The organism is Saezia sanguinis, from assembly GCF_963921665.1.
In the GTDB taxonomy this organism is placed as follows: Bacteria; Pseudomonadota; Gammaproteobacteria; order Burkholderiales; family Burkholderiaceae_C; genus Saezia; species Saezia sanguinis.
The window spans coordinates 43,451-59,580 of sequence record NZ_CAWUGC010000014.1 but is presented as its reverse complement, the minus strand read 5'-3'; the positions used below and the strand labels follow the sequence as shown (position 1 = coordinate 59,580).

At 53.3% G+C, this 16,130-nt stretch carries 14 protein-coding genes; 9 read left to right on the top strand and 5 right to left on the bottom strand.

Translation table 11 applies throughout. The features are described 5' to 3' along the window. Nucleotides 1-38: 38 nt before the first annotated feature. The 4 genes from radA to alr form a co-directional block, all read right to left on the bottom strand. Nucleotides 39-1,406 (bottom strand): DNA repair protein RadA, encoded by a 1,368-nt coding sequence (gene radA, locus AACY98_RS08720; RefSeq protein ID WP_339804130.1) that lies wholly within the window; start codon nucleotides 1,404-1,406, stop codon nucleotides 39-41. A 36-nt stretch (nucleotides 1,407-1,442) separates the two neighbouring features. After that, a complete protein-coding gene (locus AACY98_RS08715; RefSeq protein ID WP_339804127.1) occupies nucleotides 1,443-1,823 on the bottom strand; it encodes a hypothetical protein in 381 nt (126 codons plus the stop codon). 107 nt (nucleotides 1,824-1,930) lie between these two features. Further along, nucleotides 1,931-2,386: an acyl-CoA thioesterase gene (locus AACY98_RS08710; protein ID WP_339804125.1), complete on the bottom strand. Its 456-nt coding sequence runs from the start codon at nucleotides 2,384-2,386 to the stop codon at nucleotides 1,931-1,933. A 108-nt stretch (nucleotides 2,387-2,494) separates the two neighbouring features. After that, entirely contained in the window at nucleotides 2,495-3,583 is a 1,089-nt protein-coding gene (gene alr, locus AACY98_RS08705; protein ID WP_339804122.1) for an alanine racemase, read from the bottom strand. Nucleotides 3,584-3,855: 272 nt separating this feature from the next. Between alr and lplT the strand changes: the two genes are divergently transcribed. The 6 genes from lplT (at nucleotide 3,856) to nsrR (ending at nucleotide 10,741) form a co-directional block, all read left to right on the top strand. Continuing rightward, nucleotides 3,856-5,151 (top strand): lysophospholipid transporter LplT, encoded by a 1,296-nt coding sequence (gene lplT / locus AACY98_RS08700; RefSeq protein ID WP_339804119.1) that lies wholly within the window; start codon nucleotides 3,856-3,858, stop codon nucleotides 5,149-5,151. A 156-nt stretch (nucleotides 5,152-5,307) separates the two neighbouring features. After that, on the top strand, nucleotides 5,308-5,805 hold the full coding sequence (locus tag AACY98_RS08695) for a glutathione peroxidase (RefSeq protein WP_339804117.1): 498 nt from the start codon (nucleotides 5,308-5,310) through the stop codon (nucleotides 5,803-5,805). Between the two features lie 72 nt (nucleotides 5,806-5,877). Next, the gene (locus AACY98_RS08690; RefSeq protein ID WP_339804114.1) at nucleotides 5,878-7,074 is read left to right on the top strand and encodes an amino acid aminotransferase; all 1,197 of its coding nucleotides are present in this window, start codon (nucleotides 5,878-5,880) and stop codon (nucleotides 7,072-7,074) included. 247 nt (nucleotides 7,075-7,321) lie between these two features. Continuing rightward, a complete protein-coding gene (hcp, locus tag AACY98_RS08685; RefSeq protein WP_339804111.1) occupies nucleotides 7,322-8,992 on the top strand; it encodes a hydroxylamine reductase in 1,671 nt (556 codons plus the stop codon). A 65-nt stretch (nucleotides 8,993-9,057) separates the two neighbouring features. After that, complete coding sequence (locus tag AACY98_RS08680; RefSeq protein WP_339804109.1) at nucleotides 9,058-10,107, top strand: hybrid-cluster NAD(P)-dependent oxidoreductase; 1,050 nt, start codon at nucleotides 9,058-9,060, stop codon at nucleotides 10,105-10,107. A 145-nt stretch (nucleotides 10,108-10,252) separates the two neighbouring features. Further along, complete coding sequence (gene nsrR, locus AACY98_RS08675) at nucleotides 10,253-10,741, top strand: nitric oxide-sensing transcriptional repressor NsrR (RefSeq protein WP_339804106.1); 489 nt, start codon at nucleotides 10,253-10,255, stop codon at nucleotides 10,739-10,741. A 29-nt stretch (nucleotides 10,742-10,770) separates the two neighbouring features. Here the strand turns inward: nsrR and AACY98_RS08670 are convergent, their stop codons facing one another. Next, a complete protein-coding gene (locus AACY98_RS08670; RefSeq protein WP_339804104.1) occupies nucleotides 10,771-12,501 on the bottom strand; it encodes an AMP-binding protein in 1,731 nt (576 codons plus the stop codon). A gap of 170 nt (nucleotides 12,502-12,671) precedes the next feature. Here AACY98_RS08670 and AACY98_RS08665 point away from each other — a divergent pair, with 170 nt between their 5' ends. From AACY98_RS08665 to AACY98_RS08655, 3 genes are all read left to right on the top strand, one after another. Beyond that, complete coding sequence (locus AACY98_RS08665; protein WP_126978876.1) at nucleotides 12,672-13,184, top strand: NUDIX hydrolase; 513 nt, start codon at nucleotides 12,672-12,674, stop codon at nucleotides 13,182-13,184. A gap of 65 nt (nucleotides 13,185-13,249) precedes the next feature. Beyond that, a complete protein-coding gene (gene mnmA / locus AACY98_RS08660; protein WP_339804101.1) occupies nucleotides 13,250-14,380 on the top strand; it encodes a tRNA 2-thiouridine(34) synthase MnmA in 1,131 nt (376 codons plus the stop codon). Nucleotides 14,381-14,894: 514 nt separating this feature from the next. Beyond that, a complete protein-coding gene (locus AACY98_RS08655) occupies nucleotides 14,895-16,109 on the top strand; it encodes an amino acid ABC transporter substrate-binding protein (RefSeq protein ID WP_239442057.1) in 1,215 nt (404 codons plus the stop codon). The last annotated feature ends 21 nt before the right edge of the window (nucleotides 16,110-16,130 follow it).

Sequence of the window (16,130 nt, the reverse complement as noted above, 5' to 3'; positions counted from 1 at the left end):
TTTGGCCCGGCAATGCTGATCAGTTTTGGGGTGTTTGCCTATTCGGCCAGTGTCCGCATCAGGTCAACGGCCTGTTCGACCCGCTCGACCGGGTGAATGGTCAGGCCTTCAATCGGTTTTTTCGGTGCATTGGCTTTGGGGATAATCGCGACGGAAAACCCGAGCTTGGCCGCTTCTTTGAGGCGCTCCTGCCCGCGCGGGGCCGGGCGGACCTCACCGGCAAGCCCCACTTCGCCAAACGTGACAAAGCCTTTGGGCATGGCTTTGCCGCGCAGGCTGCTGTGTATGGCCATCAATACCGCCAGGTCGGCGGCCGGCTCGCCAATGCGCACACCGCCGACGGCGTTGACAAAAACGTCCTGGTCAAATGTCGTAATACCGGCATGGCGGTGTAAAACAGCCAGCAGCATCGCCAGGCGGTCGCGGTCCAACCCGACAGACAGGCGGCGCGGGTTGCTGCCGCTGGCATCGACCAGTGCCTGCACTTCAACCAGCAGGGGGCGGGTGCCTTCCAGCGTGACCAGAACGCAGGAGCCTGCAACAGGCTCACTGTGGGTGGATAAAAAGATAGCGCTGGGGTTGGACACACCTTTAAGGCCGTGCTCGGTCATGGCAAAAACGCCGATTTCATTGACTGCGCCAAAACGGTTTTTGACGGCCCGGATCAGCCGGAATGTGCTGTGCGTGTCCCCTTCAAAATAAAGCACGGTGTCAACCATGTGCTCCAGCACGCGGGGGCCGGCCAGGGCGCCTTCTTTGGTGACATGGCCTACCAGAATAATGGTGATGCCGTTGGCCTTGGCGGTGCGGGTCAGTTGCGCGGCGCATTCACGTACCTGCGCGACTGAGCCGGGGGCTGAACTGAGCTGGTCGGAATAAACGGTCTGGATCGAGTCGATAACGGCAATGGCGGGTTTTTCGGCCTCCAGCGTTCCCAGAATTTTTTCCAGTTGAATTTCTGCCTGAAGCCGTACCGCAGACTGGTGCAGTCCGAGCCGGCGGGCCCTGAGTGCAACCTGTGCGCCGGATTCTTCACCGCTGACATACAGTGTGGGCAACTGGCGCGCCAGGGCGTCGGTTGCTTGCAGCAGCAGGGTTGATTTGCCGATGCCCGGGTCGCCGCCAATGAGCACGACACCACCGGCTACCAGCCCGCCGCCGAGCACCCGGTCAAGTTCCTGAATTCCGCAAGGGGTACGGGTCACTTCCGAAGCTTCGATTTCTGCCAGTGTTGTCACCGGAGCGGTGGTTGAAAGTGCCGCAAAGCGGTTTTTGCTGGGGGCCGAAGTCTCGGCAATGCTTTCAACCAGGGTGTTCCATTGGCCGCAATGCGGGCATTTGCCCAGCCAGCGTGGCGTGGTGCCGCCGCAGGCATTGCAGACATAAACGGTTTTTTCTTTAGCCATGGTGTATTGTACTGGTTGGCTGTGAAAGCAAGGCAATCAGCTCCAGAGCAGGAGTTTTAAAAGCATCAGAAACAGCACACCGCAGGCGCATATCAGAATGCGTGAGCGGGTGCGCAGCTTATCCACGACCTCAACCAGACGCTGGTGCTGTTCGGCCATGGCGTTTACCAACTGGGCGGCTTCCAGCGCATTGGCCTGGGCCTGCGTACGTTCTTTTTCCAGCAGGGCGACCCTGGCCTGCAGGTTGGCTACCGGGTGGGCAGAAGCATCGGGTATCTGTTCAGGCTGGGTGGGCGCGGTATTATCCTTGCGGATGCTTTGCCACAATTGGCGCGCACCCATGACAACAGCAGGAGCGGCCTGGATCACGTCTTTCCAGGGAATGATTTTGAGTGCTGAAAGCCAGCCGATTGCCATAGCGAGTGCTCCTTGTCAGAGGTGTGTTGTGCATGCAGTGGATAGGGGAATGGCTACCGCATACTAGATACAGATGGTGCGAAGGAATGGCATTTCAAGGCATGCGGCTATTCTTTGGCCAGAATTTCAAGCGAACGTTTGGCGTATTCCTGTTGCAGTTCGCGGCGTAACTGGGCCGCACGGTAGCGTCTTTTTTCGTCTGGTGTGTTAGGTGTGAGCTTGGGAACGGCGGTGGGCTGGCCCTGAGCGTCTACCGCGACCATGGTGAAAAAGCAGCTGTTGACATGCCGTACGACTTTTTCTTTGATGTTTTCGGCAATGACTTTGATGCCGATTTCCATCGAGGTGTTGCCGGTGTAGTTGACGCTGGCGAGAAAAGTTACCAGTTCTCCGACATGGATCGGCTGCCGGAAAACGACCTGATCAACCGAAATGGTGACAACATATTCCCCGGCGTAACGCGACGCGCAGGCGAATGCGACCTGATCGAGCAGGCGCAACAGGTCGCCGCCGTGTACGTTGCCGGCGAAGTTGGCATAGTTGGGTGTCATCAGAACTGACATGATCAGATGATGGCTGGGTAATAGAACTTGGGAGGCGTCTTCAGGGTGCATGATGAATGTTCAAAGTGGTGATAGCTGTCATTGTATGCAACACGGGAAAATGTGTTTTTAATCAGTGACATGGACCGGCACGCGGGAAGCCAGCGCGCACATCAGCTCATATCCGACTGTATGGGCGGCCAGAGCCACCTCATCAATCGATAACAAGGTACCGTTTGGCGCCTGCCCCCATAACGTCACGCTGCTGCCAGGTTGGGCGGCAGGAATATGGGAGATGTCTGCAACCATCATGTCCATACTGATGCGCCCGACGGTGCCGGTACGTATGCCGTCTACCAGAATCGGGGTGTCGGAAGGGGCAATACGCGGATAACCGTCGGCATAACCGCAGGCCACGACCCCGATGCGCATGGAGTGCTGCGCAACAAATGTGCTGCCGTAACCCACCGTGTCGCCAGGTTTTAGCGTCTGTGTGGCAATGATCTGGCTTTGCAGGGTCATGGCCGGGCGCAGCCCCCAATCCTCGCTGGTATGGGCAGGGTAGTCAAAAGAGGCACCATACAACACAATGCCGGGGCGGCACCAGTCGCTGGGCGCTTCCGGGTGATCCAGGCTCGCGGCTGAATTACATAAGGTTCTTTCACCGGGCAGGTCTGCGGTCGTTGCCTGAAAGCTTGCTAGCTGGTCGGCAATGCCGCGTGGGCCATCTGCATCTGAAAAATGCATCATCAGCCCGATTTCTCCCACCTGCGGCAGGCTGTTCAGGCGCGCCCAGGCGGCGCGGAACCTTTCAGGTGTGAACCCCAGGCGGTTCATGCCGGCGTTCATTTTCAGAAAGACATGATGCGGTGCTGTGGTTTTATGCGAAGCCAGCCAGTCAATCTGCGCATCGCGGTGTACCGCGTGTGTCAGGTTCAGCCGGGAGCAGATTTCAAGATCGCGCGGCTCAAAGACCCCTTCCAGCAGTAGAATGGGGCCTCTCCAGCCGAGTTGGCGTATCCGCTGTGCTTCGGCCAGATCCAGCAGCGCAAAACCGTCTGCGGCCCTGAGCGCAGGAAAGACATTTTCAATGCCGTGTCCGTAAGCGTTGGCTTTGACGACTGCCCATAGGCGTGCGTCGGGCCGGGCCTGCCTGACCCGTTGCAGGTTGTGCGTCAAGGCCGTTGAATGGATCAGTGCTTGTATCGGGCGGGGCATGGTAAAACAATCCGGGTTGAGGGCTGGAATAGGTATGTTGAAATGGTCATGCAAGGTATGCAGGTTGATTGTACTGCGCGCAAAAGCATGATTTGTCAAATGGCTATGAATATATTTCCTTGGATTTTATATTTGTCTTGACCCAGGAGGATTCCGGATTACATAAACGTGATATAAAGAGAAGCTTTATCGGGCAAAAAGGTGATGTCAGGCGCATGGATCTAGATGGAATGTCATGGCACCTTGGTTTGGTCAATTGAATCCTCAGAAGTATGAAAAAAGGTTTTTACTGGATTATCTCTACGCAGTTTTTAAGCTCGTTTGCAGATAATGCGCTGTTGATTGTGGCAATTGCCTTGCTGCAGGAGTTGAGCGCTCCTGACTGGGCCACACCCATGCTCAAGTTCACGTTCACCATTTCTTATGTGCTGCTGGCAGCTTTTGTGGCAACCTTTGCAGATTCGCGCCCGAAAGGCCGGGTGATGTTTGTCACCAACCTGATCAAAATGGTTGGTTTGCTGACGATGCTGTTCTGGGTGCATCCGCTGCTGGCCTATGGCATCGTGGGTATCGGTGCGGCAGCCTATTCGCCGGCCAAATACGGCATTTTGACCGAGTTGCTGCCTGCTGAAAAACTGGTGGTTGCCAATGGCTGGATTGAAGGAACCACCGTGTCTTCCATTATTCTGGGAATGGGCGTTGGCGGTTTTCTGGTGAGTCCGACGATGTCGGAATTTTTATTGGGGCTGCATCTGCCCGGGGCAAAAACGGCAGCGCAGTCAGCGCTTTGGGTGGTGTTGTGCATTTATCTGATGGCCACGCTGTGCAATTTGCGTATTCCTGATACAGGCGCCCGTTATAAGAAGCCGGTCTGGCGGGTCGGTCCGATGCTGATGAATTTCAGCCGCAGTGTGCGTGTACTTTGGAGCGATAAGCTCGGCCAGATTTCGCTAGCGATTACCACGTTGTTCTGGGGTGCCGGGGCAACTTTGCAGTTTATTGTGCTGAAGTGGGCTGAAACAGCCCTGGGGCTGCCGCTGCATGATTCGTCATGGCTGCTGGGTGTGGTGGCAATCGGTATTGCTGCGGGTGCGATTCTGGCGGCAGCCACAGTGCCTTTGAAAAAGGCCTTGAACGTCATGGGGCTGGGCGTTGTGATGGGGCTGATGTGTGTGGTGCTGGCGTTTTATAATATGGATGCCATTCCTGAAGTCAGTATCGCCGGTATTCCTTTGTATCTGGTGATTGCAGCCCTGTTTCTGATGGTCATCGGCGGCCTGGCCGGCTTCTTTATGGTGCCGATGAATGCCTTGCTGCAGCATCGCGGGCATGTGCGGCTGTCAGCCGGGCATTCCATTGCGGTGCAGAATTTCAATGAGAACATTGGTATTCTGGTCATGCTGGCGATGTACGCCTTGCTGATCATGCTGGGGTTGTCCACACGGGTCATCATCATTCTGTTTGGCATATTCATGATGGGTGCCATCTATGCGGTTATATTGTGGAACAAGGCCAATATGCGCGAAAAGGACTGGACGCAGTTGATTGGTGAAGAAAAGCACTACTGACCTGTGTCTGTCTTGATCCAGCGCATAATGAAAATTCAAAAGAAAGTGCGCTGGTTGTGAATAGTGCATAGACAGCACTCCTGGCGTTAGACAAAACTTTTGTTTTCCATGGCTTGGCAGGCCATGGCCGGCTGTTCTCTACCGTGTGGAGTGTTTATGAGTTCCGTATACGATTTCTCTGTGAAAGACATCCGTGGCAATGAATTGGATTTTTCAAGCTACCGCGGGAAAGTGCTTTTGATTGTGAACACCGCCAGCCAGTGTGGCTTCACGCCGCAGTTTGCCGGGCTGGAGGCGCTGTATCAAAAGTACAAGGACCAGGGGCTGGTGGTGGTCGGGTTTCCATGCAACCAGTTTGGCCAGCAGGACCCTGGCAGCGCGTCAGAAATAGCGCAGTTTTGCCAGATCAATTACGGTGTGACATTTCCGATGATGGCCAAGGTGGATGTCAATGGCCCTGATGCATCGCCGTTGTGGGTATGGTTGAAACAATCTGCTTCCGGCGTGCTGGGGACCGAGGCCATCAAATGGAACTTCACCAAATTTCTGGTGGGCGGTGATGGCAAAGTGATCGATCGCTATGGTTCTGTCATCAAGCCTCAAAGTCTGGAGGCGGATATTGAGGCTGCACTGCAACAGTTGCCGGGGTTGTGATTTTGTGCGCCAGTGCTTAAATGGATGTATCATGCACAGTTGCCTTCGTAAAAAAATTTAATTTGATACACCATGTTTGAACACATTCCTGCCTATGCCGGCGACCCGATTCTGTCGCTGGTGGAACAATTTTTACGCGATGAGCGTGCCACCAAAGTCAATCTGAGTATTGGCCTGTTTTATGATGATGATGGCAATATCCCCCTGTTAGAGCCGGTGCAGGAGGCGGAAGACCGCTTGGTGGCGCAACACCGTGCGCGCAGTTATCTGCCGATGGACGGGGATGCCGAGTTCCGTGAGGCAGCGCGTGCCTATGTGTTTGGGGACAAACATGAGGCTGTGACCTCGCACCGGATTGCTTCGGTGCAGGCCATTGGTGGTTCTGGTGCGCTGAAGCTGGCGGCCGATCTGGTACACCGTTATTTCCCCCAGTCGGAAGTCTGGATCAGCCAGCCGACCTGGGACAACCACCGCGCCATTTTTGAAGCCGCAGGCGTCAAGGTGAATGAATATCCTTATTACGACCGCGAAAACAACCGGATCCGGTTTGACGAGCTGCTGGCCTGTATTCAGACCTTACCTGCCCGCAGCGTAGTGCTGATGCACCCGTGCTGCCATAACCCGACCGGGATGGACTTATCCCATGAGCAGTGGCAGAAGCTGATTACCGTGTTCAAACAAAACAACCTGATTGCTTATCTGGATATGGCGTACCAGGGGTTTGGGCAGGGCATTGAGGAAGATGCCTGGACGGTTCGCGCGTTTGCGGCAGCGGGGCTGTCCTGTTTTGTCGGCTCATCCTTTTCCAAAAGCTTTTCCTGGTATGGTGAGCGTGCAGGCGCTTTGCATGTGGTTTGTGCCAGTGCCAAAGAAGCCGATTGTGTGCTGGGGCAACTGAAAGCAATTGTGCGCCAGATCTATTCCAGCCCGCCGGTGCATGGTGCTGCGGTGGTTAATATGGTGCTGCGCGATCCGATTCTGCGTACCCGCTGGGAGCAGGATGTCAACCACATGCGTGCGCGTATCCAGGAAATGCGCCAGGTGCTGCAAAAAATCATCAGTGCCAAAGTGCCGGGGCGCAATTTTGATTACTTTACCCAGCAACAAGGCATGTTCAGCTATACCGGCCTGAGTGCTGAGCAGGTGGACCGGCTGCGCGAGGAGTTTGCCGTGTATCTGGTGCGTTCCGGGCGCATGTGCGTGGCCGGGCTGAATCATCACAATGTGGAGTATGTGGCGCAATCCATGGCGCAGGTGCTGCAAGAATGACATTTCCTTAGAGCAGCGCGACTTTACAAGCAGGCCCCGGCATCAGCCCGGGGCTTTTTTATGGCTGCTTTCCATATCCTCAATGTCCGAGCATCGTGAAGGTACTTGATTGTACTTTTTGTCTTTAACATGTATTATTTTTACATGTTTTGATGTCAGGCTGATTTTGAAACGAAATATCAAGACATGACGCATAGATGAAATGATGAGAACGTAACCATTCCAGACACAAGAGGAAGGAACCACGATGTTTTGTATACAGTGTGAACAGACAATCAGAGGCCCGCAGTCCAGCGGGTGCAGTTATGCGCAGGGCATGTGCGGCAAAACTGCTGACGTATCCGATTTACAGGATATTCTGATCAAAAGCATGCAGGGTGTTTCGTATTGGGCGTCATTAGGGCGGCAATACCAGATTGTCGATCCGCAGGTTGACCGCTGGTCCATACAGGCATTTTTTGCCACGCTGACCAATGTGAACTTTGATGCACAGCGCTTTTTTGAATATATCCAAAGTTCAGAGAATTTTAAAAAGAGGCTGCAAGAGCAGGTTACTCAGGCTGCAAAAGCAGCCGGTCAGGCTCTGCCGCCGTTGACAAAGGCCGCACAGATGAGCATGTCAGCAGCTCAGACAGAACTGCTGAAGTATGCGCCTGTTGCTGCCTTGAACCATGACCGTTCTGAAATCGGAGATGATGTTATGGGGCTGCGGTTGCTGTGTCTGTATGGACTGAAGGGGGCCGCCGCTTATATGGAGCATGCTGCGGTTTTAGGGCAGGAAGCCCCGGATATTTATGCCGAGTACCACCGCATCATGTCGTATCTGGGGGATGATCCAAAAGACATTGGCGCATTGCTGGACACCTCCATGCAGATCGGCGCACTGGGCTTTAAAGCACTTGAAATGCTCAACCGTGCCGAGACATTGACAATGGGCGATCCAGAGCCGACCACAGTCAATGTGAACCCGGTCAAAGGAAAATGCATTGTGGTTTCCGGGCACGATCTGGAAGATCTGCGCGAAATACTGGAGCAGACCCAGGGTAAGGGCATCAATGTGTATACCCATGGTGAAATGCTGCCGGCGCACTCTTATCCGGCGCTGAAAAAATATCCGCATCTGGTGGGCAACTATGGCGGCGCATGGCAAAAACAGCAAACAGAGTTTGCAGACTTCCCTGGCGCCATTGTGATGACTTCCAACTGCATCATTGACCCCAACGTCGGACGCTACGCTGACCGCATTTATACACGCAGCATTGTCGGCTGGCCTGGCGTGAAACATATTCAGGGCAATGATTTCAGCGAAGTGATCGAAAAAGCGCTGTCGTTGCCGGGCTTTGCGGAAAGCGAGCCGGAGCACCGGATCACCATTGGATTTGGTCACAAGGCATTGATGGCCGCAGCGCCGGCGGTGATTGAGCAGGTCAAGGCAGGTCATATCAAACACTTTTTCCTGGTCGGCGGCTGTGATGGCGATAAGCAGGAGCGCAACTACTACAACGAGTTTGCCTTGCAGGCACCGAAAGACAGTGTGATTTTGACACTGGGATGCGGGAAATACCGTTTCAACAAAGAGGAGTTTGGCGATATCAACGGGATTCCGCGCCTGCTGGATGTGGGGCAGTGTAATGACTCTTATTCTGCTGTTTTGCTGGCACTGGCGTTGAGCAAGGAGTTCAACTGTGGTGTCAATGAACTGCCGCTGACGCTGGTACTGTCGTGGTTTGAGCAGAAAGCCATTGTCATTTTGCTGACCCTGCTTTCTCTGGGGGTGAAGGGTATTTATGCCGGCCCGTCATTACCGGCATTCCTGACGCCAAACCTGGTCAAGGTGCTGCAGGAAAAATTCGATCTGCATCCTACAGGTGTGGTTAAAGAGGATATGGATACGATCCTGAACCGTAAGGCCGCTTAAACAAAGCAGTCATCGCAGGCGGTTTGATGGAGAGCCGCCTGCCAATTCAAATGGATAAGAGACCTATGATGGCAGATACCTGGAACCCGTCGCTCACGCCACTGGTATTGGTACGTAAAACGTTTGAGACGCAGGACACGGCCAATTTCTTTTTTGCCACGCCGCAGCACCACACTTTCACTTTCAAACCAGGGCAGTTTGTTACGGTGAAGGCAGACATTGAAGGGCAGACGTATGCCCGCTCCTACTCTATCAGCTCGTTGCCGGAAAAAGCGGAGTTGCAGCTCACTATCAAGCGGGTGGCGGGCGGTGTTGTTTCCAACTGGCTGATAGACCACCTGTTGCCCGGTGATTCGCTATGCACCTATGGCTTTGCCGGAGATTTCAATATTGTGGATTGCCCGCCGAAAGACAAAGTGCTGATGATCAGTGCCGGCTGTGGTATCACTCCGGTCATGGCCATGACCAGGCATCTGCTGAATGGGGCTGCGCAGCCTGTAGCAAAAGTGGATTTTCTGCACTGCGCCAAAGATATTGAAAATGTCATTTATCTGGACGATATGCGGCATATGGCCAAAACGCATTCCCGTTTTCAGGCGCATTTGCTGTTGGAGCAGATAGGCGATCAGTCGGGTTCTGAGCGGACGTATGAAGGACTGATCAGCCTGGTGCATTTGCAGGCCTGTTGTCCGGATTATCTGGCGCGTTCGGTTTATTTATGCGGCCCGGCCAAATTCATGGAGGTGGTTGAAGGCATTTTCCGTGACAGCGGTTTTGACATGGCCTGTTTTTTCAAGGAAAGTTTTCTACCGTCAAATACCTGTGACGCCACGGTGGCAGCCGATGCTGCACAGTGCACCGTGAATGTAGCTGATTTTCAGGTCAGCCAGCAAGTGGCTGCGGGTTCTGTTTTGCTGGACGTGTTGGAGCAGGCACATGTACCTGTCATCGGGGCATGTCGCTCCGGTGTGTGCGGTTCGTGCAAATGCAAAGTGACGCGGGGCAAAGTGGCGTCCAGCAGCCATGCCACATTGACCGAGCAGGAACAAGCGGATGGTTATGTGTTGGCATGTTCCAGTAAAGTGCTGGAAGATGTTGATGTGGCTTTGAAATGAATGCGGAAATGAATGCAGTTTTGTGGGTGAGATGGCGTATACATCGCAAACACGTATAGGGTCGTTTATAATATAGCCCAGACCCGCACAGATTGTGCTCTGACGGGACAAGAGTTGATTTTCATGCAACCTAGGCAAGATTACTGTGCAACTATCCAGATTCACTGACTACAGTATCCGTGTTCTGATTTATCTGGCGACATTACCGCCGGGGGAGTTGACGCGCATTAACGAAGTCAGTGAGTTGTATGACATTTCCAAAAACCACCTGGTCAAAGTGATTCATAAACTTGGGCAGTTGGGGCTGATCGATACCATTCAAGGCAAGAATGGCGGGATACGGCTCAAGCTGCCGCCAGAACAGATTGGAATTGGTCAGGCACTGCGCCAGTTGGAACCGTTGCACCTGTTGAATTGCAGTGTAGAAAGCTGCTGTATCAGCCCGGCGTGCCGTCTGAAGCGGTATCTGGTGGATGCCAAAGAGGCTTTTTTAAAAGAGTTGGATAAATACACGATACAGGATTTGCTGGTAGATAACCAAAAGCTGTATTCTTTTTTTCAAAAAGAAAAGCCGGGAAGCCAGTCTCCACCCAAAAAGCAGGCTAGGCGCATACGTATCAAAGAAAAAGCCTGAGACCACAGGCTTTTCTTTTTGAACCGAAATTATTGCTGCGGTGTTTTGTCAGCAGGTTCACTCAACAGCGCACGCAGTTCGCGGCGCAGAATTTTGCCGACAGTAGATTTTGGCAGGCTTTCGCGAAATACTACGAAACGCGGGCGTTTGTAGCCTGTCAGGCGTGTTTTACACCACTGTTTGACCTGCTCTTCTGTCAGTTCAGGATCTTTCTTCACCACCAGCACCATCACCGCTTCGCCGGATTTGGGGCTGGGTACGCCAATGGCAACGCATTCTTCTACCCCTTCCATCAGGGCCACCACATCTTCAATTTCGTTCGGGTAGACATTGAAGCCCGATACCAGAATCATGTCTTTTTTGCGGTCAACAATGCGGATCCAGCCGCTTTCATCCATCACGGCAATATCGCCGGTGCGGAAAAAACCATCTTTGGTCATGACCTTGGCGGTTTCTTCCGGACTGTTCCAGTAGCCGGCCATCACCTGCGGGCCCTGTACCGTGATTTCCCCCGGTGTGCCTAACGGAACCGGCTGGTCGTTGTCATCGCGCAATACGACCATGGTTGATGGAACCGGGTAGCCAATGCCCATACGCTGGTCATTCACATCTGTAATATCCACACGGCTGGCACAGATCACGGGCGATGTTTCAGACATGCCGTAACCTTCCACCATGCCGCAGCCGGTCAGCTTGTACCAGGCCTGTACCGTGGCCTGCTGCAATGCCATACCGCCACCGACCGACAGGCACAGCGAACTCCAGTTGACAGAGGATGCCTCCGGGTGATTGACGATGGCATTAAACAAGGTGTTCACGGCAGGCAGTACGTGGAAGGGCTGGCGCCGCAATTCGCGCAGCATGCTCGAGAGGTCACGCGGGTTGGGAATCAGGATGTTGTTGCCACCCAGGTAAAAGGTGATCAGCAGGTTTACATTAAAAGCGAAGATGTGATAAAGCGGCAATGCACCAACCAGCACAATCTGGTCTTTTCCTGACAGGTTGGTTTTCAGTGCGGGCAGAATCCAGGCGTATACCTGCAGCACGTTACTGACCAGGTTACGGTGCAATAAGGTGGCACCTTTGCTCACACCGGTGGTGCCGCCGGTATATTGCAGTATGGCAATATCATCAGGGCCGATTTCAGGCTGCTGGTAGTCTGGCAGCATGTATTCACCGCGCAGCAGCGCTTCTTTTAAAGAGATGCTGTTTGGCAAATCAAAGTTCGGTACCATGCCTTTGAAGCGGATGGCTTTGTTGATAAACCAGCCTTTCAAGCCGCCAATCAGGTCTCCGATGCCGGTGAGAATCACGTGCCTGACCGGGGTGGTGAGCATGGCTTCAGCCAGTGTATGGGCAAAGTTTTCGGCAATAAAAATGGCCTGCACATCGGCATCTTTGAGCTGGTGTTCCAGTTCACGTGCGGTATACAGGGGGTTGACATTCACCAGGATAAATCCGGCACGCAGTATGGCCGTAGCAATGACCGGATACTGCGGAATATTGGGCATCATGATGGCAACGCGATCGCCTTTTTTCAACCCGACAGACTGCAGGTAAGAGGCAATGTTCATAGAGAACTGGTCAATCTGCGCATAGCTGAATTTTTTACCCATGAACGTTTGCGCGGTGCGGTGCGGGTAGGTCTTAAAACACTGCTCAAACAGTTCGGCCAGAGAGGAAAAACGTTGCGAATCAATTTCCGCCGGCACTTCTGCGGGATAGTTTTTGAGCCAAATACGATCGGTTTTCAAAGTCATTCTCCGTAACAGGAATGATGTCAGTTTAGCGATCAACTGCACCTTCCCGGGTATAAATTCTACGAGTAGCCGAATACAGTACTTTTAGTATCAGATGCCTATCCCGTCATTTATTTACATTGTATTCAAAGCGGAGGATAAAATACCTGCTGTAAACGAGAATTCAGGCTATGAATAAGAAATTAGTGCGCTGGTCCCCCCGAACCACCGTTGCAGCTATTATTGAGCGCGAAGGTCTTTTTTTGCTGGTTGAAGAGGATACCGTTGATGGTCTGCGCCTGAACAACCCTGCCGGGCACCTGGATCAGGGGGAATCGCTGTTGCAGGCGTGCACACGCGAAACGCTGGAAGAGTCCGCCTGGCAGTTTACGCCTACGGCGCTGGTGGGTATTTATATGCACCGTTTTGTTGCCAGCCGGGGTGGCGATATGACGTATTTGCGTTTTTCTTTCTGCGGAAGCCTGGGCGAGCACGAGCCTGACAGGGTATTGGATGAAGGTATTGTGCGTGCGGTATGGATGAGCTATGAAGAGATTCAGGCCTGCCCTGAACGGCACCGCACGCCATTGCTGATGCAGGGGCTTGATGATTACCGGCAGGGGTGCCGTTATCCGCTGGAGATTCTGACAGCCAATGCCAGTATTTACCGGCAGCAACCCGATACGTTTGTTGCCAGTGTGTAGGTGAGTGTAGGCAGAGTATTTGTGAAGCAGGAAGTTGAGCCGTTGAACAGAAAAGAGAGATGTGTGTGGCACCAAAGCGTGTGATTGTCGGCCTGTCTGGCGGCGTTGATTCCGCAGTGAGTGCCTATTTGCTGAAAAAGCAGGGTTATGAAGTCATCGGGCTGTTCATGAAGAACTGGGAAGATGATGATGACTCTGAATACTGCTCGTCCCGGCAGGACTGGCTGGATGCTGCCAGCGTGGCCGATGTGCTGGGCATTGATATTGAATTTGTTAATTTTGCGTCAGAATATAAAGACCGGGTGTTTGCCGAGTTCTTACGCGAATACCAGGCCGGGCGCACACCCAACCCGGATGTGTTGTGCAATGCCGAGATCAAGTTCAAGGCGTTTTTAGACCATGCCATGCGGCTGGGTGGCAGCAAAATTGCCACTGGCCACTATGCGCGCGTTCGCGAACGTGAGGGCCGGTTTGAGCTGCTCAAGGGGCTGGACCCGGCCAAGGACCAGAGCTATTTTTTGCACCGCCTGAATCAGGAACAATTGTCGCGCACGCTGTTTCCTGTGGGAGAGTTGGAAAAAACGGAAGTACGGCGCATTGCCGCAGAAATCGGCTTGCCCAATGCCGGTAAAAAAGATTCAACCGGCATCTGTTTTATTGGCGAGCGGCCATTCAGAGAGTTTTTAAACCGTTATCTTGCACACCAACCCGGCCCGATCCGCGATGATCGCGGGCGTTTGCTGGGAGAGCATGTCGGCTTGAGTTTTTATACGCTGGGCCAGCGTAAAGGTATTGGTATTGGCGGTATCAAGGAAAAAGGTGCTTCGCGTGGCGGTGGCGAGCATGCGCCCTGGTTTGTTGCCCGCAAAGATATGCAGGCCAATACGCTGTATGTGGTGCAGGGGCATGATCACCCATGGCTGTTGTCGACACAACTGGTCAGTGACCAGGCATCGTGGGTGGCAGGCATCCCGCCCGAACCCGGGTCGTATGCGGCCAAGACGCGTTACCGTCAGGCAGATGCGGCATGTACGTACGCGCCAGTACAGGCACAGGATAATTCACCAGAGCATCGTTTTGCGCTGAAGTTTGACGCCCCCCAGTGGGCTGTCACACCAGGCCAGTCTGCCGTTTTATATGATGGCGAGGTTTGTCTGGGTGGCGGTATCATTGATCAGGTTCTGGCTCTGGCATGATGACTGCCTATAAAAACATCTGAGCGGACAGGCTGTTCATCAGATCATTTAAAAGAGTATGGGTAGCCAGCACCGGTCGGTATGTATCTGTTTTTGTTTTTAAATGACTGTTTTGGTCAAGTGGGTATCAGCTTAATTCCCATGGAGTGGTAATCAAGATTTGCCAACGTGGTCATAGACAACCCCCGTTTTGTATACAGCGCCTGTGTGCCTTCTGTGAGAGAAGGCATTTGTTTCTTTTGCAAAAATTGTTGCATGAGGTGGCCGGCCTGCAAAATACACCCATGCGCATCGGGGTTGAGCATAAGGGTTTGTGCTAGGTCCGCGCCCTAGCCGGAAGTCTACAATCATTCAGGATATGGCGGCATGATACCCAGTGGTATTGTGCCGAGATGACCGTATAGAAAGGGATTCCACGAAGAAGTAAATACGGCTGAATGACATTCCAGATAGATATAAGTACAACGCGTTTTAGTTTCTAAAGCGCTATTTCAGTAAATGCAGGAGACAAATTATGAAACGAGGTTTTGCCGGGCTTTTCGGGGCTGCAGTCGTTGCATTGAGCATGATGACTGCGGGTGTAGCTGCATATGCGCAGCAAAAGATTGTGTTGGGCGCTTCGGTACAGTTGACCGGCCCGATCGCCAACACGGGGCGCTACTACCGGGATGCGTATCAACTGACGGTTGATCGTATCAATGCAGCCGGTGGTGTGACGGTGGATGGCAAGCCTTACCAGCTTGAACTGAAGATTTATGACAACCAGTCTGACGTGGGCTTGAGCGTGCGCCAATATACACAACTGGTGTCACAGGATAAAGTTAACTTCCTGCTTGGCCCGTTTGCCAGCAATTTTGCTCTGGCTGATTCTGTGGTGTCTGAACGCTACAAAATCCCGATGGTGCAGGGCGGCGGGGCTTCGGACCAGATTTTTACCCGTGGCTTCAAGTACATTTTCGGCACATTGCCGCCAGCCACGCACTATTACAGCAGTACGGTCGATTTGATGAAGACGCTGCAACCCCCGATCAAAACCGTGGCGCTGCTGTATGCGGACGACTCGTTTGATGTTTCTGTGGCCGAAGGTACGCGTCCACTGCTGACCAATGCCGGGTTTCAGATTGTGATGGATGAAAAATTCAGCACCAATGCGACTGATTTCAGCTCCTTGCTGACCCGGATCAAAAGCCTGAACGCAGACGCTGTTTTTGTGGCCGGGCATGAAACCGAGATTCTGAACTTTATCCGTCAGGCCAAGAGTCTGGCTGTTTCTCCCAAGCTGTATTCGTTTACGGTGGGGGTTCCCAGTGAGGATTTCCGCAAAGCGCTGGGGGCTGATGCCAACTACGCTTTTGGCATGACCGCCTGGTTGCCCACGCCCGATATGAAAGACCGCTGGTTTGGTGATGCGGCTGAATTTGCCAAGGTGTATACAGCCAAGTTTGGTTATGACCCTGATTACCATGCAGCCTCAGGTGCGGCAGATGTTCAGGCGCTGGTAATGGCTATTGAAAAAGCCAATTCGCTGGATCCTCAAAAGGTGCGCGATGCACTGGCCACAATCAAGTTTGACAGTCTGTATGGCCCGATTGCGTTTGACGAACGCGGTCAGATTGATCTGCCGCAGATTGTCGTGCAGGTACAGGATGGCAAGGTGGTTGAAATCCATGGCCCCAAAGGTCCTGTGAATCCGCCCAAATATCCTATGCCGGCCTGGAACGCCCGCTAAATAGAACGTATAAATACAGCG